Origin of the sequence: Sporichthya brevicatena, from assembly GCF_039525035.1 — a bacterium.
GTDB classification, from domain to species: Bacteria; Actinomycetota; Actinomycetes; order Sporichthyales; family Sporichthyaceae; genus Sporichthya; species Sporichthya brevicatena.
In genome coordinates, this window is sequence record NZ_BAAAHE010000044.1 from 1 (window position 1) to 20,690 (window position 20,690).

The following is a 20,690-nucleotide window of genomic DNA, read 5'->3' on the forward strand; positions in this document are numbered from 1 at the left end:
GCCGGCGCGGGCGCCGGAGCCGGGGTAGCCTTCTTGGCCGGAGCCTTCTTGGCGGGGGCGGAGGACGCTCCCTGGGGGAACGCGTCCTTCAGCTTGCGGACGACTGGCGCCTCGATGGTGGACGACGCGGAGCGGACGAACTCGCCCATCTCCTGGAGCTTGGCCAGGACGACCTTGCTCTCGACGCCGAACTCTTTCGCGAGTTCGTAGACCCGGACCTTGGCCACTTTTCTCCTTCTGGTCCGAGCCTGGGCGGCGCGGACCGTTAACCGATGGAAGTGCTCATCGCTGCGTGCTCATCGAGCGCTCATCGCAATTCGACCTGCTTCCGACATGGCTGAAACGGTGCGTCACACGCTGTGACGTCCTGCAGAAACGTCCCTGCGGAGGGACGCTCTCACACACTGGTCTCACGCTGCGCGAGGAAAGCCGTCAGGTTCTCCGTGTCGAGCGGACCCGCAACCCGGAGGGCTCTCGGGAACGCCCGGCGGCGCAGGGCGAGGGTAAGACACTCGGGTCGTGGGTGCAGATGCGCTCCACGGCCCGGCAACCGGCCGCGAGGATCGGGGACACATGCGCCCTCGACCGCCACGACCCGCAGCAGGTCGGTCTTGGGAGCCCGTTCCCGACACCCCACGCACGTACGGAGGGGAACGGAAGGGGCATCCACGCGATCGACCACCGGACAGTCTAGTACCCCGGCGGACCCACCGTCGGTCACCGCCGTCACCCTGCGCGACGACGGCCCCGCTCAGCGGCGTTCGGGCAGGTCAGGGCGTTCGGGCAGCTCAGCAGGACCGCAGCGTGTCGCGCCCCGGCCCGCCGTTGCAGGTGTCGCGGCCGGGGCCGCCGTGGAGGGTGTCCCGGCCCTTGTTGCCGGCGAGCTTGTCGCGGCCGCCCTGACCGAAGATGCGGTCGTTCCCGGCGCCCCCGCTGATCCGGTCGTTGCCGCCCCGCCCGCAGATCACGTCGTTCCCGCCCTTGCCCCGGATGACGTCGGGTCCGGCGGTGCCCCGGATCACATCCCGGCCGGCGGTCCCGACGATCGTCGCGCCCTTGCTCCCCTTGCCCACGATCGTCACGGCCAGGCCCGCGCAGCGCAGGGTCTTCCCCGGCTTCGGGGTCGGCGTCGGCTTCGGGGTGGGCTTGGGCGTCGGGGTGGCCGGCGGGGTCACCGAGCCGATGCGCCACAACTCCAGGTTGCCGTCGTCGGCCTGCGCCCGCAGGATCAGCGCCGAGCCGAGCGTCGCGAGGTGGTGCGGAAGGGCGAAGGCCGCCCCGGGCGCGATGTCCGGCACGGGCTCGACGGTGGTGCCGTTCGTCCGCCACACCTCACTGCCGCGCGCGGCGGTGACCGCGACGAAGTACAGGTAGCCCCCGGCGGCGGTGAAGCTGTTCGCCTCCGACCCACCGGCGCCCGGGTTGACGTCGGCGAAGCGCAGCGTCGTCGACCCGTCGGTCCGCCACAGCTCCCCGCCGCTCGCCCCGTCGTCGGCGAGGAAGTAGACGTGCCCGCCGAAGGCGGTCAGGAACTCGGGGTAGCCGTTGGCCGACCCCGGGTTGATGTCCTTGACCAGCTCGGCGCCGGTCCCGGAGGTGCGCCAGAGCTCGCGACCCTTCTCCCCGGTGATGGCGCTGAAGTACAGGTACCCGCCCAGCGGGGTCAGGTACTCGGGGAGCGACCCGTCGGCACCGGGATCGATGTCCGCCACCAGTTGGGTCGTGGCACCGTCCGTGCGCCAGAGCTCGACGCCTTCCGGCCCCATGGCGGCGAGGTACAGGCGGCCGTTCCAGACGGTGAGATCGGCGGGGCCGGCGCTCCCCGAACCGGCGGCGATCTGCGTGACCCGGTCGGTCTGGCTCCCGTTGCTGCGCCACACCTCGCTGCCGTTGGTGCCGTCGTCGGCGACGAAGTAGACGTGGTCGCCCATCGTCACCAGGTCACGAACGGTCCCATCACCGGAGGGGTGGACGTCCTTCACCAGCTCCGTGGTCGTGCCGTCGGTCCGCCACAGCTCGGTGCCGATCGCGTTCGTCGTCGCCGCGAAGTAGACGTGGGCGCCGAGCGCCGCGAAGGAGGACGGGTGCCCGCTCACCGTCCCGGGGTTGATGTCCTTCACCAGCCGGGTCGTGGTGCCGTTGGTCCGCCACAGCTCCCAGCCGTGCTGCCCGGCGCCGTCGTTGCCCGCGAAGTACGTCCACCCGGCGAGGGTGACCATCCCGGGTTCGTCGGACCCGGTCTCGACGCCGCTGCCCGAGCCGGGGTTGATGTCCCGCACGAGCGTCGCGGTCGTCCCGTCGGTCCGCCACAACTCGAAGCCGTGCGTGCCGTCGTCGGCGGCGAAGTACGCGACCGTGCCCACGACGTGGAACGGTCCCGGCTCGGAGGACCCGCCCGGGTTGATGTCCTTCACCAGCACCGCCGCGGGCGCCGCGGCCTCGGCCGGACCGGCCTCGATCAGATGGGCGGCGGGCACCAGGAGGGCGGCTGCGAGAGCCAAGCCCCCCACCCGCCGGCGTGCACCTGCCGCCATCGTGGCCCCCCCGGGGCGCCGGCTCCGTTGTGTGCCGCGGACGCTACCGGTCGCGACCGGCCCTGCACAGGGCCCGACGGGTGAGAACTGACCGCGGCTCAGGGAGCGTCGGCCGTCGCCGGGTCGCCGGCCGCCGGGCTCTCACCCTCGGTGTCGGGGCGGATGTCGATGCGCCAGCCCGTCAGCCGGGCGGCGAGGCGGGCGTTCTGGCCCTCCTTGCCGATGGCCAGCGAGAGTTGGTAGTCGGGCACGATCACGCGCGCGGCGCGGCCCGCGAGGTCGACGATCTCCACGCGGCTGACCCGGGCCGGTGAGAGCGCGTGCCCGACGAGCTCCGCCGGGTCGTCGGACCAGTCGACGATGTCGATCTTCTCGCCGTGCAGCTCGTTCATGACGTTGCGCACCCGGGCGCCCATCGGCCCGATGCAGGCACCCTTGGCGTTCACGCCGGACTTCGTGGACCGGACCGCGATCTTCGTACGGTGCCCAGCCTCGCGGGCGATGCCGGCGATCTCGACGGTGCCGTCGGCGATCTCCGGGACCTCGAGCGCGAACAGGCGGCGCACGAGATTCGGGTGCGTCCGGGACAGCGTGACCGACGGGCCCTTCATGCCCTTCTTCACCCCGACCACGTAGCACTTGATCCGGGCGCCGTGCTCGTACTTCTCCCCCGGCACCTGCTCCTGCGGCGGCAGGATCGCCTCGACCTTGCCGAGGTCGACCAGGACCGCCTTCGGGTCCCGGCCCTGCTGGATGACGCCGGAGACGATGTCGCCCTCCCGGCCCAGGTACTCGCCGTAGGTCAGCTCGTCCTCGGCGTCCCGCAGACGCTGGAGGATGACCTGCTTCGCGGTCGTGGCCGCGATCCGGCCGAAGCCGGTGGGGGTGTCGTCGTACTCGCGCAGGACGTTGCCCTCGGGGCCGAGCTCCTGGGCGTGCACGACCACGTGACCGCTCTGCCGGTCCAGCGACACCCGCGCGTGCGGCTGCGAGCCCTCGGTCCGGTGGTAGGCGATCAGCAGGGCGGCCTCGATGGCCTCGACGAGCAGCGAGAACGAGATCTGCTTCTCCCGCTCCAGCGCGCGCAGGGCGCTCATGTCGATGTCCATCAGTCCTCCTCTCCCTGCAGGTCGGCAATCTCGGCGGCGATCTCGGCGTCCAGCCCGGGGTCCTCCCCGGCCTCGGGGCGGCCGAACTCCACTTCGACCCGCGCCCGCCGCACCTCGCTGTAGGCGATCGGGCCGTCCGCGAGGACGGCGCCGTCCTCACCGCCCTCCAACACCCGGGCGGTGCGGGTCGTCCCGTCGGTGAGTTCGGCCTTGACCAGCCGGCCGACCGCGCGCCGCCAGTGGCGTGGCGCGGTCAGGGGGCGGTCGGTGCCCGGGCTGGTGACCTCGAGCACATACGCCTGACCGCCCATCACATCGGAGGCATCCAGGGCGTCGGAGACCGCGCGGCTCACCTCGGCGACGCCGTCCAGATCGATCCCGCCGTCACGGTCCACCACGACCCGCAGGACGCGCCGACGGCCCGCCGGCGTCACCTCGACGCTTTCCAGGTCCAGCCCGGCAGCCGTCACGACGGGCGCGATCAGGCGCTCGATGCGCACGGGGAGCGTCTCCGCGGCCATTGCCCTGACCTCCCGTCACCAGCTGTCCTGTTGAAAAACGCGCCTCGCTGCGTCCGTGCGCGAACGACCGGTGTCCCACACGGCGGGGCGTGTCATGTGGGCCATCACCATAGCCGGACCCGGCGGCGAGGTAGCGTCGCCCGGTGCCACCCGTACCGCCTTCCCGCCGCCAGGTCCTCGCCGGCCTGTCCGCCGTGACCGCCGTGTGGCTGCTGCCCGGCTGCACCGGGGACGACGGCGACGACGGTCCGGACGCCGGCCGCGCGCCGGATCCCGACCTGGACCTGCTGGCCCGCACCATCGCGGACAAGCAGAACCTGCTCGCCGCCTACGCCGCGACCACCACGCGTCACCCGGGGCTCGCCGCGCGGCTGGACCCGATGCGCGCCGACCACGCGGCCCACCTGGCCGCGCTCACCAGCTTCCGCTCCGACGTCCCGGTCCCGGAGGCCTCCGCGAGCGCCGTCCCGACCGCCCCGGCGGTCCCGGCCGATCCGCAGCGGGCCGTGACGGCGTTGGCGTCCGCGGAGCACTCCGCGGCCGGGCGCCGCGTCGGCCAGTGCGAGGCCGCCCGCGACCGGCAGCTCGCCCGGCTGATCGCCTCGATCGGCGGCAGTGAGGCCGCCCACACCGCCGTCCTGCGAGCCGGCTCATGAGCGCCGACCCGGAGGTCCTCGGCGAGGTGCTCGCCGCCGAGCACGCCGCCGTCTACGGCTACGGCGCCGCCGCGGCTCAGCTGTCCGGCATCAACCGCGCCGCGGCCCTGCAGGCCCTCGACGTCCACCGCGACCGTCGCGACCAGCTCCGCCGCAAGATCCTCGACGGCGGCGGCACGCCGGTCGAGTCGCAGGCCGCGTACCAGCTCCCCCGCCCGTTCACCGGCCTCGCGACGGTCGTCGACGTCGTCGCCGGCATCGAGCGGGACGTCGCCCTCGCCTTCGGCGCCCTCGTCGCCGCCTCCGACGGCGACGACCGCGGCTTCGCCGCCCGGGCCCTGCAGGACGCCGCGGTCCGCGAGTCCGCCTGGCGCCGCGAGGCCGCCCGCTTCCCGGGCCTCGAGGACCCGGGCCTCGCCCCCGAGGCCCCGACCCCCGGCCCGTCCTCCCCGTCCTGACGCCTCGTCACCATCGCGACGTCAAAAAAGGGTGACACCCCTTACTGCGCAGTAAGGGGTGTCACCCTTTTTTGACAATGCGCGCCGGCGTCAGAGCCGGTGGTCGGGTCAGAGCCAGCGGTCGACGAGGTGGAGGACGTCGAGGAGACGGTCGAGGACCGCGTCGGCCTCGCCCTGGACCGGGCCGCGCTCGTGGTCGCCGATCACCGTGAACGGGACGAGGGCGGCCCGCATGCCGACCTGCTTGGCGCCGTGGATGTCCTCGAACGGGCGGTCGCCGACGAACAGGACGCGCTCGGGGTGGGCGTCGACCGCGTCGGCCGCGGCGAGGAAGGCCTCCGGGTGCGGCTTGGTGCGGGCGATCTCGGAGGAGTAGACCGCGCCGTCGATGAGCTCGAGCACGCCGTCGCGGGCGAACCAGGCCTCGTGCTGGGCCCGGGGCCAGATCGTGTTCGACAGCACCCCGACGCGCAGGCCGCGGTCCTTCAGCCCGGCGAGGACAGCCGGGGTGTCCGGGTCCAGCGTGGTGGCGGGCTCCCACTCCCCCAGGTGTGCGGCGAGCAGGTCCGGGTGGTCGTCGAGTCCGCACGCGGCGAGGACGTCCGCGAAGCGGGTGCTCTCGCAGTCGCCGTTGCGGCAGCGGGACCACAGCTGCTCGTCGACCTCGGCGAGCCGGACGGCGAGTTCGGCGACGTCGTGGGCCGGGTCGACCGCAGCGGCGGCGGCCGCGACCGCCTTCCAGGTGCCCGGGATGTCCATCGGACGCCAGCGCGTCAGCGTCCCGCCCCAGTCGAAGATGACGGCGTCGAGCCCGGCGGGCGCCCCGTTCGGCGCGGCGGTCATGCGGTCCCCTCCCCGGTGGCTCCGTGTGTGCGTCCCCCCACGATCATGCCCGTCGTCATGCGCTGACGATCGAGCGCACGGCGGCGACGGCCGCCGGCAGCGCGACCTCGCTGCGGGTCCCGGCCCGCCGGTCCCGGATCTCGACCAGGCCCGCGGCCAGGCCGCGCCCGACCACGACGATCACCGGCAGGCCGAGCAGTTCGGCGTCGGCGAACTTCACCCCCGCCGAGACCGCGGCCCGGTCGTCGATCAGGACGCGCAGCCCGGCCGCCCCGGCCTCGGCCGCGAGCCGCTCCGCCGCGGCGGCGACCCCCTCGGCGCGGCCCGCGGCCACCAGGTGGACGTCCGCCGGGGCCGCGGCCGGCGGCCAGCAGATCCCCGCCTCGTCGTGGTGCTGCTCGACGATCGCCCCGATCAACCGGGTGACGCCGAGGGCGTAGCTGCCGACGGCCACCCGCTCGTTGCGGCCGTCGCGGCCGAGCACGACCACCCCGGTCGGTCCGGCGCGGCGGCCCAGTCGGGCGATCCGCGCGACGGCGATGCCCTGGTGCAGCCGCAGCCGGCCACCGCAGGCCGGGCACGGGTCGTCGTCGCGGACGTGGACGAGGTCGACGTACCGCTCCGGGGCGAAGTCGCGCCCGGCGACGAGGTTGCGCACGTGCCGCCCCGGGGCGTTCGCGCCGGTCACCCAGGCCGTCCCGGGCGCGATGCGCGGGTCCGCGAGATACCGGAACGCCTTGCCGGCGAGGCCCTGCGGCCCGATGTAGCCGCGGACGAGGCCCGGGTGCTCGGCGAAGTCCGCGTCGGTGAACAACTCCACCCGCGCCGGGGCCAGCGCCGCCTCGACGCGGGCCAGGTCCACCTCCCGGTCACCCGGGACACCGACCGCGACCACCTCGCGCGTCCCGTCCGGGGCCGTCGCCGTCAGGAGCAGGTTCTTCAGCGTCGCCGACGTCGGGACGCCGAGCCGGTCGGCGAGGGACTCGATCGTCGGGGTGTCCGGGGTGTCGACCTCCTCGGGCGCGGGCGCCGGACCCCGGGACCGGATGGCCTCGATCGGCAACTCCCCCGCCCGCACCGCGGCCGACGCCGCGGCGTAGTCGCAGGCGCCGCAGGTGACGTAGACGTCCTCGCCGGTCTCGGTCGCCGCGAGGAAGTGCTCCGCGTGCTCCCCGGCCCCGGCGGGGGCGGCCACGATCCGGTAGTCGAGCCCGACCCGCTCGAGCAGACGCATGTAGAGCGCCCGGTGGCGGTTGTAGGCGGACTGCAGCCCGTCGGAGTCGATGTCGAACGACCAGGCGTGGTGGGCGACGTACTCCCGGGCGCGCAGCAGGCCACCGCGCGGCCGCGACTCCTCCCGCACCACGGGCTGGATCTGGAACAGCGTCACCGGCAGGTCGCGGTAGGACGAGATCTCGGCCCGCAGCAGCGCGAGAACGCCGGCGAGCCGGTCCGGGTCGGCAACCGGCAGCGCGACCTCCTGGCCGCCGATCGCGGCCAGCTCCGTGCGCAGCACGTGCTCGACCGCGTCGAGGACCCGGCGCCCGAGCGGCAGCCAGGCGTGGACGCCGGGCGCGGCGCGGCGCAGGTACCCGGCGCGGACGAGCAGCCGGTGGTTGGCGGCCTCGGAGTCCGAGGGGTCCTCACGCAGGGTGCGCAGGAAGAGCTGCGAGAGCCGCAGCGGCGGGGTGTTCACCGCGCCGGTCCGGGAGGCCGAGCAGGGCGACCCGGCTACGGGCGCAGGCCCGTGATGGAGGACGGCGGCGTCGGCGGCTCGTGCGAGCCGGTGTCGTGCCGCGCCTCCTCCTCGGCCCGTCGGCTCGCGCGGGTCCAGCGGCCCGGCATCGGCGGCGGGAGGTTGTCCTCCTCCAGCGCGGTGCCGTCGGCCGCGGCCGGGCCCGTCTGCGCCGGGCCGGAGTCCACGACGATCGGCTTCGGGTGCTTCTCGGCCCACCACGAGCCGATCCAGTCGCCGAGGTAGACGCCGACGATCGTGTAGCCGAGCAGCAGCACGGCGGACCAGCCGTCCTCCTGCGACAGCCGGATCACGACGGTCGGCCAGGCGAGGACGACCGCCCACAGGATCGGCACGGACGGCCGGATCAGGCCGAAGGGCAGGGACGCGGCGATCAGCAGCGTCCCGAGCAGGTAGGCGTTCGGGGTGTCGTCGATCAGCGGTACGGCCGCGACCAGCAGGCCGACCGACGCCGCCGCCAACCACAACAGGGCCAGCATCGTCTTGGGGTTCATGCCCTCGCGCACCGGAAACTCCCACCGCCGGTCGTCGAACCAGCCTCGAACTGCTGTACCGCCTCAGCCTAGGCGTGCGACGGGGGTTCCGCGGGGATCTGACCGAGTTCGGCGCAGAACGGGTGATCCGCCGAACGGGTGCCCGCAGAAGGGTGCTACGCCGAACGGGCCGGGTCGGCCTGTCGGACGGCGAGCGGCAGCGGGGCCGCCATCAGCGCGTAGCCCTGCGACGAGGTCCCGAACCGGAACCCGGTGATCAGGTCCACGAAGCCGAGCCCGCGGTAGAGCCGCCGGGCGCGGGTCTCCCCGTCGTAGGTCGACAGCAGCGCGGTCGGGTTGCCGACGCCGGAGAGCAGCGTCGTCAGCAGCGTCAGTCCGAGGCCCTGGCCGTGGTACTCGGGCCGGACGTGCAGTTCGGTGACCGCGTAGGCATCGGCGATCCACGGTCCGTAGCCGGCCGCCCGCAGCGACGGGCTGATCTGGTCGAACCACCACTGGCCGCTGCGGCAGGCGGCGCCGTACGCGAACCCGACCAGCTTGTCCTCGCCGTCGGAGGTGTCGAACGCCCCGAACGCGCGGAAGCCGGGGTGGACGGTGTGCCGTGCGTAGACCGCGACGCGGTCCGGCGACACCGGGCCGAGCGCCACGGATTGCACAGCCGCCGCGTCCGCCGCCCGGGCCCGCAGGTCCAGCGGCGCGATCGTCACCACCACACGGTCCTCCTGGCCGGCGTCAGAACAGCACCGAGGCGAAGGTACCGACCTGGCGGAACCCGACGCGCCGGTACGTGGCCAGCGCCGCGGTGTTGAAGTCGTTCACGTAGAGGCTGACGGTCGGGGCGATCCCGGCCCGGGCGAGCTCCACGACCGCCGCGACGCCCGGGGCCGCGAGGCCCTGCCGCCGGTGGGCGGGATCCACCCAGACCCCCTGCACCTGGCAGACCGCCGGGGTGGCCGCCCCCACCTCGGCCTTGAACAGGACCTGGTCGTTCTCGATCCGGGCGAACGCGCGGCCCGCGTCGACGAGCTCGGCAATCCGGCACCGGTAGAGCAGGCCGCCGTCGCCGCCGAGCGGCGAGACGCCGACCTCCTCGGTGAACATCGCGACGCAGGCCGGCATGACGATGTCGAGCTGCGCCCGCGTGACCGGCCGGACGCCGGGATCGGGGGTCAGGCTGCGGTCCGGTGCCTCGATCGCCATCAGCGGCTGGGCGGCCCGGACCTCACGGGCGGGGCCCCAGACCGGCGCGACCCGCTCCCAGAACGGGAGCACCGCGTCGGCCGGACCGACGATCGAGGAGCAGCGCCGCACCGTGCGGGCGGCCCGGTCGGCGAAGGCCGCGACCGCCTCGGCGTCGGCCTGGACCGGGACCACGTTGGCGCCGACGTAGAGCATCGAGCGCAGGACGCCGTCGACGGAGTAACCCCACACCTCCGCGGCCCCGCGCGTGGGACCGAGGCCCCCGCTGCGCAGGCGGGACAAGACGAAGACGTTCGCGATCGGGTTCTGCTCGGCCAGCTGCAGCGCGGCGGGCAGGTCGGCGAGGGTCAGGACGCGGAGCTCCGCGGCGCCGGCGGCCGTGTCGCGATCGACCGGGACTGCCACGCACGCTCCTCGGTTCGCCGGATCAGGGACGCCGGGTCAGGGACGCCGGGTCAGGACACCGAGACGACGGGTTCGCCGGGGCTCGCCCCCGCGGCCGACATCTCCTCCGCCAGACGCAGCGCCTCGTCGATCAGGGTCTCGACGATCTGGTGTTCGGGCACGGTCTTGATGACCTCGCCCTTGACGAAGATCTGCCCCTTGCCGTTGCCCGACGCCACTCCGAGGTCGGCCTCGCGGGCCTCGCCGGGTCCGTTCACCACACACCCCATCACGGCGACGCGCAGGGGGACGGTCAGCCCGTCGAGACCCGCCGTCACCTGATTCGCGAGTGTGTAGACGTCCACCTGGGCACGGCCGCAGGACGGGCAGGACACGATCTCCAGCCCGCGTTGGCGCAGGCCGAGCGACTCCAGGATCTGCGTGCCGACCTTCACCTCCTCGACCGGAGGCGCGGAGAGCGAGACGCGGATCGTGTCGCCGATGCCCTCGGAGAGCAGGGCGCCGAAGGCGACGGCCGACTTGATCGTCCCCTGGAAGGCCGGTCCGGCCTCGGTGACGCCGAGGTGCAGCGGGTAGTCGCACGCCGCGGCGAGCTGCCGGTAGGCGTTGATCATCACGACCGGGTCGTTGTGCTTCACCGAGATCTTGACGTCGTGGAAGTCGTGCTCAGCGAACAGCGACGCCTCCCACAGCGCCGACTCCACGAGCGCCTCGGGGGTGGCCCGGCCGTACTTCGCCAGCAGGCGCTTGTCGAGCGACCCGGCGTTGACGCCGATCCGGATCGAGACGCCGGCGTCCTTGGCCGCCCGGGCGATCTCGCCGACCTTGTCGTCGAACTGCTTGATGTTGCCCGGGTTCACCCGTACCGCGGCGCAGCCGGCGTCGATCGCGGCGAAGACGTACTTGGGCTGGAAGTGGATGTCCGCGATGACCGGGATCGGGGACTTCTTCGCGATGGCGGGCAGCGCGTCGGCGTCGTCCTGCGACGGGCAGGCGACGCGGACGATCTGGCAGCCGGCCGCGGTGAGCTCCGCGATCTGCTGCAGCGTCGCGTTCACGTCCGCGGTCAGCGTCGTGCACATCGACTGCACCGACACGGGTGCGTCGCCGCCGACGAGGACGTCGCCGACCCGGATCTGCCGGGAGCGGCGCCGTTCGGCCAGCCGGAGGGGTGGCGGAGCGGGCATCCCGAGCGAAACAGCGGTCACGGGATCGAAATTAGCTCACGGTGATGGGGTTGACGATGTCGGCAGCCAGCAGCAGCACCGTGAGTGCGATCAACACCACGACGAACGCGTACGTCGCGGGCAGCAACTTGGTGATGTCGACGCGCCCCGGGTCGGGCTTCCCGAAGAGCCGGAACAGGCGCCGTTTGCCCGACTCGTAGGCCGTCACGGCGACGTGGCCGCCGTCCAGCGGCAGCAGCGGCAGGGCGTTGAACAGCGCGAGGAAGATGTTCAGCCCGCCGACGTTGAGCAGCACCAGCGACAGCCGCTCGGTGGTCGAGCTGTTGTCCAGGCTGAAGAACTCGCCGGAGACGCGGGCGGCGCCGACCACGCCGGACAGGCCCTCCTGGTCGCGCTCGTCGCCCCCGAGCGCGTCGAAGAGCTCACCGATCTTGTCCGGGAAGTTCTTCACGAGCGTCCCGGAGGCCTTGACGACGTCCCACATCAGGCCGACGGAGCGGTCCGCGGCGGCGATCGGGCCGTCGTGCTGGGTCCGGAAGGACGGCCCGACCCCGAGGACGCCGACGGTGACGACCCGGTCCGGGTTGTCCAGGTCCGCCCGTTCCCGGGTGACGAGGTCCGCGGTGAGCGTCACGAGCTTGCCGTCGCGCAGGACGGTGACGGCCAGCGGCCCGGCGCCCGCCTCCCGGATCAGCCGCGAAGCGGTGTCCCAGTCGCCGCCGACGCGGTCGGCCCCGACGGCGAAGATCTCGTCGCCCTCGAGCAGACCGGCGGCCTTCGCCGGCGACGGCGCGTCCTGCGGCCCGCACTCCGACGTGGTCGCGGTCGCGGCGGGGATGCACTCGGACACCGACTGCACGACCGTCGTCGGCGTGTACCGGCCGATGCCCATGAAGGCGATGACGAAGAGGAGGAAGCCGATCACCAGGTGGAGGAAGACGCCGGCGAGCAGCACGACCGTCTTCTTCGGGGCGGAGTACCGGTAGAACGCCCGGTCGCGGTCCGCCTCGTCGACCTCCTCGAGGTCGGTCATCCCGATGATCTTGCAGTAGCCGCCGGCGGGGATGGCCTTGAGTCCGTACTCGGTCTCCCCCCGGCGGAACGACCAGATCTTCGGGCCGAATCCGACGAAGTACTCGGAGACCTTCATCCCGTACATCTTCGCGGTCACGCAGTGACCGAACTCGTGGATCGCCACCGACCCGAGCAGCAGCACCACGAACAGGACGATCCCGAACAAGGTCAGCATGCAGGCCCGTTCTTCCCCGTCGTGCGATCCCGCGCCACCGTGCCCCCCAGCAATTCCGCGACCCGTGTCCGGGCCCAGGACTCCGCGCCGAGCACGTCGTCCAGGGTGAGTGTGCCGTCCCGCCCGAGCACGCCGGAGTCGGTGTGGTCGGAGACGACGGCAGCGACCGTATCCACAATCCGGTTGAAGTGCAGGGATCCGGCCAGGAACGCCGACACGCACTCCTCGTTGGCGGCGTTGAACACGGCCGGGGCCGTGCCGCCGGTGCGCCCGCACTCGCGCGCGAGCTCCACCGCCGGGAAGGCGGTCGAGTCCAGCGGCGCGAACTCCCAGCTCGTGGCCGTGCTCCAGTCGCACGCCGGGGCGACGGCCGGCACCCGGTCGGGCCAGCCGAGCCCGAGCGCGATCGGCAGCCGCATGTCCGGCGGCGAGGCCTGGGCGATCGTCGAGCCGTCGACGAAGGTGACCATCGAATGGACGATCGACTGCGGGTGGACGACGACCTCGATCGCGTCGAAGTCGATCCCGAACAACAGGTGAGCCTCGATCAGTTCCAGGCCCTTGTTGACCAGGGTCGCGGAGTTCACGGTGATGACCGGCCCCATGTCCCAGGTGGGGTGCGCGAGCGCGTCGGCGACGGTGACCGACTCCAGCTCCTCGCGGGTCCGGCCGCGGAACGGGCCACCGCTGGCGGTGAGGACCAGCTTGGCGACCTCGGTCGGAGCGCCGGCGCGCAGGCACTGGGCGAGCGCGGAGTGCTCGGAGTCGACGGGGACGATCTGCCCCAGCGCGGCCGCCGCGGTGACCAGCGGCCCGCCGACGATCAGCGACTCCTTGTTGGCCAGCGCGAGCGTGCGCCCGGCCGCCAGGGCGGCCAGCGTCGGCGCCAGCCCGACCGAGCCCGTCATGCCGTTGAGGACGACGTCGGCCGACCAGGCGGCGAGCTCGGTCTGCGAGTCCGGGCCGGCGAGGATCTTCGGGAGCGCGAACTCCCCCGCGCTCCAGCCCCGTTTCTGGGCCTCGGCGTAGAAGGCCAGCTGGAGGTCCTGGGCGGCGCCCGCGCGCGCGACGCCGACGACCTCGACGCCGAACTCCAGCGCCTGCGCGGCCAGCAGGTCGACGTTCCCGCCCCCGGCCCCGAGGCCGACGACGCGGAACCGGTCCGGGTTCGCGCGGACGACGTCCAGGGCCTGGGTGCCGATGGATCCGGTCGACCCCAGGATCACCACGTTCCGAGGTGCGGCGTTCCGGGATGCGGCAGGCGGGCTCACTCCGCCATTGTCCCCTTGCCCGCCTTCAGCTGCAGACCGGAGCCGTCCGCGTTGGTCAGCGTGAGCACGTCGTGGTCGATCTTCCAGGTCACCTCGCCGGTGAGGACGGCCAGCACGCGCTCGGTCCCCTCGACGCCCTTGCAGGCCATCTTGGTCGTCGCGATCGGGCCGAAGGTGATCGTGTCGCCGCTGATCGTCGCGTCCCCGAAGAGGCGGTTGCAGCCGTCGTTGCCGGTGACCCGGCCGTCGGCGAACTCCAGGAACGCCTTCTTCGGGGCCATGCCGGCCGAGACCGCGGCGTTCGGGTCGTCCACGGCGTCGCGGGCCGGGCCGGAGGTCAGGTGGGTGACGTTCCAGCGGGTGCCCTCGAGCGGGAGGTCGGGCTGGACCTGCTCGCGCGGGCCGAACACCATCCGGACCGAATCCGTGCTCAGGTTCAGCGTTGTCCCGTCGTAGGTGTAGGCCGGGCGGGCGGTCAGGAACGCGGCGACGAACTGGTCCTGCTCGTGCCGGCCCTCCCCCGGGCAGCCCATCTCGGTCATCGCCAGGTCCGTGACGACGAGCTTGCCGTCGGCGAACCGGACCGGGCCGCTCATGGTGTTGCAGCCGGCCTGCGCGCTGACCGAGCCGTCGGCGAAGCGCAGCGAGACGCGGGTGCCCTTGACCAGCTTCTTCGGCTTCCCGTCCTCGGTGACCGAGCTGGACAGGAACTCCCCGCTCGGGGTGCCCGCCGACGGACCGGGACCGTTGCCTCCCGCGGCCGGGTCGGGCTCCGAGGACGCCGCGTCGCTCCCGCACGCCGCCAGGCCGGCCAGCAGCAGCACGGCCAGCGGCAGCATCAGCGTCCGCCCGACAGTCCCCCGCCCGAGCCGGCCCCGCCGGGCCCAGGTCGTCCCCGTCCGCGTCATGTCGTCCTCCCCGATCGCCCCGTTCTCACCAGCAGGACGTGCGAGCGGCCGAAAACGTTCACCCGGGCAGTCAGGTCGGCAGCGCGACGTACTTCGTCTCCACGTACTCCTCGATGCCGACCGCGCCGCCCTCCCGGCCGAGACCGGACTGCTTGACCCCACCGAACGGGGCGGCGGGGTTGGAGACGAGCCCGACGTTGAGACCGACCATCCCGGACTCCAGCCGCTCGGCGACCCGCAGCGCCCGGTCGAAGTCCGCGGTGAACGCGTAGGCGACCAGGCCGTACTCGGTGGCGTTGGCCTCGGCGATCGCGGTCTCGTCGTCGTCGAAGGTCCGGATCGCGGCCACCGGGCCGAAGATCTCCTCGCAGGTCAGGCGCACCCCGTCGGGGATGTCGGTGAGGACGGTGGGCTCGTAGAAGTAGCCCGGCCCGTCGCCGGCCTTGCCGCCGAGCAGCAGCTTCGCGCCCCGGGAGACGGCGTCGGAGACGAGTCCGTCGACCTTGTCGATCGCGGCCTGGTCGATCAGCGGGCCGAGCGTGACGCCCTCCTCGGTCCCGCGGCCGGGCACGAGCGCGGCCATCTTCTCGACGAGGCGTTCGGTGAACTCGCCCGCGACGTTGGAGTGCACCAGGAACCGGTTGGCCGAGGTGCAGGCCTGACCCATGTTCCGCATCTTGGCGATCATGGCGCCCTCCACCGCCCGGTCGAGGTCCGCGTCGGCGAACACCAGGAACGGTGCGTTGCCGCCCAGCTCCATCGACGTCCGCAGCACCTGGCCGGCCGACATCTCGATCAGCTTCTTCCCGACCCCGGTGGAGCCGGTGAACGAAAGCTTGCGCAGGCGGTCGTCGGCCAGCAACGGCTCACTCACGACGCTCGGGTCCTCCGCGGTGACCACGTTGAGCACGCCGTCCGGGAGCCCGGCCTCCCGGAGGATCTGAGCCAGCATCAGCATCGACAGCGGGGTCTGCTTGGCCGGCTTCATCACCATCGTGCAGCCGGCCGCGATCGCGGGGCCGATCTTGCGGGTGCCCATCGCGAGGGGGAAGTTCCACGGCGTGATCAACAGACACGGCCCGACCGGCTGCTTGAGGGTCAGCAGCCGGAGGTTGCCGGCCGGCGCGGTCGAGAACGACCCGGCGATGCGCGCGGTCTCCTCGGAGAACCAGCGGAAGAACTCGGCCCCGTACGCGACCTCGGCCTTCGACTCCGCAACCGGCTTGCCGTGCTCGAGTGTCATCAGCAGCGCGAGGTCGTCGGCCCGCTTCGTCATCGCCTCGAAGGCGCGGCGGAGGATCTCCGCGCGCTCCCGCGGTGCGGTCGCTGCCCACGCCGGCTGCGCCTCGACGGCGGCGTCGAGCGCGGCCCGGGAGTCCTCGGCGCTCGCGTCCGCGACCGTCCGCAACTGCGTCCGCGTGGCCGGGTCCTCGACGCCGAACTCCCGGCGGCCGGTGGCCGGGCGCCACTGGCCCCCGATCAGCAACCCGTCCGGTACTGCGTCCAGAACCCGCCGCTCCGCTGCTTCACCCATGGCTGTTCCTGTTCGTCGTGGTGACTACCACTTCACCATGACGTGCTTGAGCTCGGTGTAGTGCTCCACGGCGTACAGGGACATGTCCTTGCCGAAGCCCGACTGCTTGAACCCGCCGTGGGGCATCTCGGAGACCAGGGGGATGTGGTCGTTCACCCACACGGTCCCGAACCGCAGCGCGGCGGAGGCCCGCATCGCCTTCCCGACGTCGGTGGTGAACACGCTGGCCGCGAGCCCGTAGTCGACGGCGTTGGCCGCGGCGATCGCCGCCTCGTCGTCGGCGACACGCTGCACCGTCACGACCGGCCCGAACACCTCGCGCTGCACGATCTCGTCGTCCTGGCCGACGCCGACGATCACCGAGGGCTCGAAGTAGAAGCCCGGCCCCTCGGCGGGGCGGCCGCCAGCGGTTGCCTCCCCCGAGCCGGCCAGGGCCCGCTCCACGAACCCGGCGACCCGCTCGCGCTGCTTCGCCGACACCAGCGGCCCGAGTTCGGTCTCCGCCGCGGCGGGGTCGCCGGAGACCAGGGTCTTCGCCCCGTCGGTGACCCCGGCGACGGTCGCCTCGTACGCGCGGTCGGTCGCGATCACCCGGCACGCCGCCGTGCAGTCCTGGCCGGCGTTGAAGAACGCGCCGAGCCGGACCGCCGCCGCCACCGTCTCCGGGTCGGCGTCGTCGAGGACGACGACGGGAGCCTTGCCCCCGAGCTCGAGGTGGACACGTTTGAGGGTGGCCGACGCCGCGGCCATGATCGCCTTCCCGGTCCCCACCGACCCGGTGAGCGAGACCATGGCGACGTCGGGGTGCTCGACGAGGGCGGCCCCGGCCTCACCGGTCCCGGTGACGACGTTCAGCACGCCCGGCGGCAGGGCATCGGCGAGCAGCTCGGCCAGCCGCAGCGCCGACAACGGCGTCAGCTCACTCGGCTTGAGCACGACGGTGTTGCCCGCGGCCAGCGCCGGCCCGATCTTCCAGGCCGCCATCATCAGCGGGTAGTTCCACGGCGCGATGCTGCCGACCACGCCGAGGGGTTCCCGGCGCAGCATCGAGGTGTAGCCGCTCATGTACTCCCCCGCCGGCTTCGCCTCCATGGCGCGGGCGCCGCCGGCGAAGAAGCGGAAGTTGTCGATCGTCAGATCCATCTCGTCCGGCAGCGCGGACACCGGCTTGCCGACGTTCGCCGACTCGATCGCGGTGAACTCGTCGGCGTGGTCCTCGATGACCTGGGCAATCCGCAGCAGCGCCTCCGAGCGCTCGCGCGGCGTCGTGACCGACCACGACTCGAACGCCTTCGCGGCCGACCGCACCGCCCGGTCGACGTCCGCCGCCCCGGAGGAGGCAGCGCGGAACAGCACCTCACCCGTCGCGGGGGCGTACACGTCGTCGAGCCGGTCGGACTCGGGGTCGACCCAGGTCCCGTCGATCCAGTTCTTGGCCGGCAGGTCGACCGGGAGAGACGTCAGGTTCGGCACGTTCCACCTCGCTTGCAATCGGTTCGGGTGGGCGGGAGAGGTACGGAATGAGGGTGCGTCACTTCGCAGCGGCGGCCGCCGCCCCCGTCGACCCCCGGGCGACGGCCTCGCCCTCGGTCAGTCGCTGCGCGAGGTAGACGGGGATGATCGACAGGAGGATCGCGAACAGGCCCACCGCGTTGACGATCGGACCCTGGTTGGGTCGCGAGTAGTTCTGGAGGATCCAGATCGGCAGCGTCTGCGTCGATCCGGCGGTGAAGATGGTGACGATGATCTCGTCGAAGGAGAGCGCGAAGGCCAGCAGGCCACCGGCGAGCAGCGCGGACCGGATCGTCGGGAACGTGACGTAACGGAACGTCTGGAGCGGGTGTGCCCCGAGGTCCGCCGACGCCTCCTCCAGGTGGCCCGACATCCGCCGCAGCCGGGCGATGACGTTGTTGTAGACGAGCACGATGCAGAACGTCGCGTGGCTGATGACGATCGTCAGCAGGCCGAGATTGACGCCCCCGATCAGCGGCGCCTCCCGGAACGCGGAGTTCAGCGCCATGCCGGTGACGATGCCCGGCATCGCGATGGGGATGACCACCAGGAACGAGATGGTGTTCCGGCCGAAGAAGTTGTAGCGCGCGACCGCGAACGCGGCCAAGGATCCGAGGACCAGTGCGACGCCGGTGGCCATCAACGCCACCTTGATCGACGTGAGGAGGGCGTCGCGAGCGCCGGGGTTGTGGAGCGCCGCGTCGACCCACTTCGTCGACAGACCGTCGATCGGCCAGCGCTGGACCCGCGAGGAGTTGAAGGCGTAGAGCGCGATGATCGCGAGCGGGAAGTAGATGAACGCGAGGGTGACCGCTGTGCCCGACCAGTGCAGCGCGCGAGCGCGCCGGGAGAAGTTCATCGCGCCGCCCTCACAGGTTCTCGAACGCGCCGAGCCGGCGCGCGACCAACAGGTAGGCCGTCATGACGACCAACGGGAAGGAGGCGTAGGCGGCGGCGAACGGCAGGTTCCCGGCCACGCCGAGGTTGTCGTAGATGACGTTCCCGATGAACTGGCTCGAGGAGACGAGCCGCGGGGTGATGTAGTCCCCCATCGTCAGCGAGAACGTGAAGATCGAGCCGGCCACGACCGACGGGAACGCCATCGGCAGGATCACCTTGCGGAACGTCGTCACCGGTGACGCTCCCAGATCTGACGAGGCGTCGAACAGCGAGTCGGGAATCCGCTCCAGTCCCGCGTAGATCGGCAGGATCATGAACGGCAGCCAGAGGTAGGTGAAGGTCAGCCAGATCCCGATCAGACCGTTGCCCCCGGTGCCTGGGCCGGACATCCCGAACGGATCGAGCATCCAGTTGAGGACACCCTCCTCCGCGAGGATGGTCCGCCAGGCGTAGACCTTGACGACGTAGCTGGCCCACAGCGGCAGCAGGACCGCGACGAGCAGCAATCGGCGCTGCCGCGGCGTTGCGACCTTCGCCATCGTGAACGCGATGGGGAAGGCGAGCACCGCGCAGGTGACCGTGACCGCGAAGGCCATGCCCACCGTGCGCAGCGTGATCGTCCAGTAGGTGTCGCTGGTCAGCAGTTCACGGAAGTTCTCCGTGCTGATGTCCTCGATCACGACCTGGTTGCCCAGGTCGAAGCGCCACAGGCCGTTGAAGAGCATCACGGCCAGGGCGCCCAGGTACGCCACCACCAGCCACGCCACGGGCGCGGCCAGCAGCAGCGAGACCTGGAGCCACCGGCGCCCACGCAGCACCCGGGCGATCGGGTCGATGACCCGATCGGTCCGGGTGCGCGTGGCCGTCCCCGTGGAGGCGCCGGTGTCGATCACCGTTCAGTCCTGCTTCTCAGTCCTGCTTCTCGGTCCTGCGCTCAGCCCTTGATCTCGGTCCAGGCCTTGACCCATTCCGAGTAGTCCTTGCAGACCTCGCCGCGGTCGTCGCCGCAGTCACGGACCGGCGTCGTCCAGTACGCGACCTGGTCGAAGTACGCCTCGTCGGTGGCGTGGTAGACGTCGCAGTGCTTCTTGTCGGCGGTGAAGTTGCACGCCTTCGGGTTCGACGGAGCCTCGCCGAAGTACTCGGTCGCGGCCGCGTTCGCCTTGGGTGAGGCGATGTGGTCCATCCACATGTACATGCAGTTGGGGTTCTTCGCCTTGGACGAGAGCATCCAGGTGTCGGACCAGCCGGTCGAACCCTCCTTGGGCAGGATCGCCTTGATCGGCGCCTTGTCGGCCTTCAGGACGTTGGCGATGACCTGCCACGTCGTGCCGGCGACCGAGTTACCCTTGGCGAAGGCGTCGATCTCCTTGGTGTAGTCCGACCAGTACTCACCGATGATGCCGCGCTGCTTCTTGAGCAGGTCGACGGCGGCGGTGAACTGCTTGTCGTCGAGCTCGTAGACGTTGGTGATGCCGAGGTCGGGCTGCGTCGCCTTCAGGTACAGCGCGGCGTCCGCGATGTAGATCGGGCTGTCGTAGGCCGTGATCTTGCCCTTGTACGGCGAGCTGGTGTCCCAGACGACGCTCCAGCTGTCGGGCGCCGGCTTCACCTTCTCGGTGTTGAACATGAGCAGGTTCGCACCGCGGCCGTGCGGGATGCCGTAGTTGACGCCGTCGACGGTGTTGTGCGGCTTGTTCTTGAGGCCGTCGAAGATGTCCTTGTAGTTCGGGATCAGGTCGGTGTTGACCGGGGCGACGTCGCCGGCCCCGATCAGGCGCAGCGAGGCGTCGCCGGAGGCGGAGACACCGTCGTACTTGCCGCTCTTCATCAGCGTGACCATCTCGTCGGACGTGTTGCCCAACGTCACGTTGACCTTGCACCCGGTCTTCTTCTCGAAGTCGGACACCCAGTCGACCTTGGGGTCGGTGGAGCCGTCCTCGACGTAGCCGGCCCAGGCGACCAGGTTCAGCTGGCCCTCGCCCGCCCCGAGCGACGTGGCCATGCCTTCCGTGCCGCTGCCCGTGGTGGCGCCGGCGCCCGGCGTCGCCTGCGCGACGTCGTCGTCGTCATCTCCACCGCAGCCGGCGAGTACCAGGGCCAGGGTCGCGACCCCCGCCAACGCCGTTCGGCGATAACGCATCCGCATTGTG

General features: G+C 72.1%; 21 protein-coding genes. 2 read left to right on the forward strand and 19 right to left on the reverse strand.

Translation table 11 applies throughout. From position 1 onward, the window contains the following. The 5 genes from ABD401_RS19945 to rimP all read right to left on the reverse strand — a co-directional run. The coding region (locus tag ABD401_RS19945) for a translation initiation factor IF-2 N-terminal domain-containing protein (protein ID WP_344608010.1) at positions 1 to 227 on the reverse strand (227 nt) is incomplete at its 3' end. Between the two features lie 170 nt (positions 228 to 397). Further along, positions 398 to 682, reverse strand: a complete 285-nt coding sequence (locus ABD401_RS19950; protein WP_344608012.1) for a YlxR family protein — start codon at positions 680 to 682, stop codon at positions 398 to 400. Between the two features lie 106 nt (positions 683 to 788). Then, positions 789 to 2,501: a hypothetical protein gene (locus ABD401_RS19955; RefSeq protein ID WP_344608014.1), complete on the reverse strand. Its 1,713-nt coding sequence runs from the start codon at positions 2,499 to 2,501 to the stop codon at positions 789 to 791. A 131-nt stretch (positions 2,502 to 2,632) separates the two neighbouring features. Continuing rightward, positions 2,633 to 3,643 (reverse strand): transcription termination factor NusA, encoded by a 1,011-nt coding sequence (gene nusA, locus ABD401_RS19960; protein WP_344608016.1) that lies wholly within the window; start codon positions 3,641 to 3,643, stop codon positions 2,633 to 2,635. Further along, positions 3,643 to 4,164 (reverse strand): ribosome maturation factor RimP, encoded by a 522-nt coding sequence (rimP, locus tag ABD401_RS19965; protein ID WP_344608018.1) that lies wholly within the window; start codon positions 4,162 to 4,164, stop codon positions 3,643 to 3,645. The genes nusA and rimP overlap by 1 nt, the downstream gene beginning before the upstream one ends. 143 nt (positions 4,165 to 4,307) lie before the next feature. Here rimP and ABD401_RS19970 point away from each other — a divergent pair, with 143 nt between their 5' ends. Together ABD401_RS19970 and ABD401_RS19975 are read left to right on the forward strand one after the other, a co-directional pair. Further along, positions 4,308 to 4,820 carry a ferritin-like domain-containing protein gene (locus ABD401_RS19970; RefSeq protein WP_344608020.1) on the forward strand — a complete coding sequence of 171 codons (513 nt, stop codon included), beginning with the start codon at positions 4,308 to 4,310 and terminating at the stop codon, positions 4,818 to 4,820. Continuing rightward, the gene (locus tag ABD401_RS19975; RefSeq protein ID WP_344608022.1) at positions 4,817 to 5,278 is read left to right on the forward strand and encodes a ferritin-like domain-containing protein; all 462 of its coding nucleotides are present in this window, start codon (positions 4,817 to 4,819) and stop codon (positions 5,276 to 5,278) included. The genes ABD401_RS19970 and ABD401_RS19975 overlap by 4 nt, the downstream gene beginning before the upstream one ends. A 108-nt stretch (positions 5,279 to 5,386) precedes the next feature. Here the strand turns inward: ABD401_RS19975 and ABD401_RS19980 are convergent, their stop codons facing one another. The 14 genes from ABD401_RS19980 to ABD401_RS20045 all read right to left on the reverse strand — a co-directional run bounded on the left by ABD401_RS19980 (position 5,387) and on the right by ABD401_RS20045 (position 20,680). Next, entirely contained in the window at positions 5,387 to 6,121 is a 735-nt protein-coding gene (locus tag ABD401_RS19980; protein WP_344608024.1) for an HAD family hydrolase, read from the reverse strand. 55 nt (positions 6,122 to 6,176) lie between these two features. Next, the gene (locus tag ABD401_RS19985) at positions 6,177 to 7,817 is read right to left on the reverse strand and encodes a YbaK/EbsC family protein (RefSeq protein WP_344608026.1); all 1,641 of its coding nucleotides are present in this window, start codon (positions 7,815 to 7,817) and stop codon (positions 6,177 to 6,179) included. Between the two features lie 35 nt (positions 7,818 to 7,852). After that, on the reverse strand, positions 7,853 to 8,383 hold the full coding sequence (locus tag ABD401_RS19990; RefSeq protein WP_344608028.1) for a hypothetical protein: 531 nt from the start codon (positions 8,381 to 8,383) through the stop codon (positions 7,853 to 7,855). Positions 8,384 to 8,526: 143 nt separating this feature from the next. Next, entirely contained in the window at positions 8,527 to 9,078 is a 552-nt protein-coding gene (locus tag ABD401_RS19995; RefSeq protein WP_344608030.1) for a GNAT family N-acetyltransferase, read from the reverse strand. Between the two features lie 25 nt (positions 9,079 to 9,103). After that, positions 9,104 to 9,976 carry a GNAT family N-acetyltransferase gene (locus ABD401_RS20000; RefSeq protein WP_344608032.1) on the reverse strand — a complete coding sequence of 291 codons (873 nt, stop codon included), beginning with the start codon at positions 9,974 to 9,976 and terminating at the stop codon, positions 9,104 to 9,106. A 50-nt stretch (positions 9,977 to 10,026) separates the two neighbouring features. Beyond that, a complete protein-coding gene (ispG, locus tag ABD401_RS20005; protein ID WP_344608417.1) occupies positions 10,027 to 11,163 on the reverse strand; it encodes a flavodoxin-dependent (E)-4-hydroxy-3-methylbut-2-enyl-diphosphate synthase in 1,137 nt (378 codons plus the stop codon). Positions 11,164 to 11,194: 31 nt separating this feature from the next. After that, the gene (locus ABD401_RS20010; protein ID WP_344608034.1) at positions 11,195 to 12,412 is read right to left on the reverse strand and encodes a M50 family metallopeptidase; all 1,218 of its coding nucleotides are present in this window, start codon (positions 12,410 to 12,412) and stop codon (positions 11,195 to 11,197) included. Then, positions 12,406 to 13,683 (reverse strand): 1-deoxy-D-xylulose-5-phosphate reductoisomerase, encoded by a 1,278-nt coding sequence (gene dxr / locus ABD401_RS20015; protein WP_344608036.1) that lies wholly within the window; start codon positions 13,681 to 13,683, stop codon positions 12,406 to 12,408. The genes ABD401_RS20010 and dxr overlap by 7 nt, the downstream gene beginning before the upstream one ends. Continuing rightward, positions 13,680 to 14,591, reverse strand: a complete 912-nt coding sequence (locus tag ABD401_RS20020; protein WP_344608038.1) for an META domain-containing protein — start codon at positions 14,589 to 14,591, stop codon at positions 13,680 to 13,682. Before ABD401_RS20020 ends, dxr begins: the two co-directional genes overlap by 4 nt. A gap of 70 nt (positions 14,592 to 14,661) precedes the next feature. After that, positions 14,662 to 16,125 (reverse strand): NAD-dependent succinate-semialdehyde dehydrogenase, encoded by a 1,464-nt coding sequence (locus ABD401_RS20025; RefSeq protein ID WP_344608040.1) that lies wholly within the window; start codon positions 16,123 to 16,125, stop codon positions 14,662 to 14,664. A gap of 24 nt (positions 16,126 to 16,149) precedes the next feature. Next, on the reverse strand, positions 16,150 to 17,598 hold the full coding sequence (locus ABD401_RS20030) for a gamma-aminobutyraldehyde dehydrogenase (RefSeq protein WP_344608042.1): 1,449 nt from the start codon (positions 17,596 to 17,598) through the stop codon (positions 16,150 to 16,152). A 58-nt stretch (positions 17,599 to 17,656) separates the two neighbouring features. Continuing rightward, positions 17,657 to 18,496: an ABC transporter permease gene (locus ABD401_RS20035; RefSeq protein WP_344608044.1), complete on the reverse strand. Its 840-nt coding sequence runs from the start codon at positions 18,494 to 18,496 to the stop codon at positions 17,657 to 17,659. Between the two features lie 10 nt (positions 18,497 to 18,506). After that, positions 18,507 to 19,430 (reverse strand): ABC transporter permease, encoded by a 924-nt coding sequence (locus tag ABD401_RS20040; protein ID WP_344608046.1) that lies wholly within the window; start codon positions 19,428 to 19,430, stop codon positions 18,507 to 18,509. A gap of 41 nt (positions 19,431 to 19,471) precedes the next feature. Then, positions 19,472 to 20,680 carry an ABC transporter substrate-binding protein gene (locus tag ABD401_RS20045; protein ID WP_344608048.1) on the reverse strand — a complete coding sequence of 403 codons (1,209 nt, stop codon included), beginning with the start codon at positions 20,678 to 20,680 and terminating at the stop codon, positions 19,472 to 19,474. Positions 20,681 to 20,690 lie beyond the last annotated feature (10 nt).

Excerpts from the sequence above, each read along its gene's own strand:
- ABD401_RS19975 (WP_344608022.1), top strand. The coding sequence starts at position 4,817 with ATGAGCGCCGACCCGGAGGTCCTCGGCGAGGTGCTCGCCGCCGAGCAC.
- ABD401_RS20020 (WP_344608038.1), bottom strand. The coding sequence starts at position 14,591 with ATGACGCGGACGGGGACGACCTGGGCCCGGCGGGGCCGGCTCGGGCGG.
- ispG (WP_344608417.1), bottom strand. The coding sequence starts at position 11,163 with ATGCCCGCTCCGCCACCCCTCCGGCTGGCCGAACGGCGCCGCTCCCGG.
- nusA (WP_344608016.1), bottom strand. The coding sequence starts at position 3,643 with ATGGACATCGACATGAGCGCCCTGCGCGCGCTGGAGCGGGAGAAGCAG.
- ABD401_RS20025 (WP_344608040.1), bottom strand. The coding sequence starts at position 16,125 with ATGGGTGAAGCAGCGGAGCGGCGGGTTCTGGACGCAGTACCGGACGGG.
- ABD401_RS20035 (WP_344608044.1), bottom strand. The coding sequence starts at position 18,496 with ATGAACTTCTCCCGGCGCGCTCGCGCGCTGCACTGGTCGGGCACAGCG.
- ABD401_RS20010 (WP_344608034.1), bottom strand. The coding sequence starts at position 12,412 with ATGCTGACCTTGTTCGGGATCGTCCTGTTCGTGGTGCTGCTGCTCGGG.
- ABD401_RS20045 (WP_344608048.1), bottom strand. The coding sequence starts at position 20,680 with ATGCGTTATCGCCGAACGGCGTTGGCGGGGGTCGCGACCCTGGCCCTG.
- rimP (WP_344608018.1), bottom strand. The coding sequence starts at position 4,164 with ATGGCCGCGGAGACGCTCCCCGTGCGCATCGAGCGCCTGATCGCGCCC.
- ABD401_RS19980 (WP_344608024.1), bottom strand. The coding sequence starts at position 6,121 with ATGACCGCCGCGCCGAACGGGGCGCCCGCCGGGCTCGACGCCGTCATC.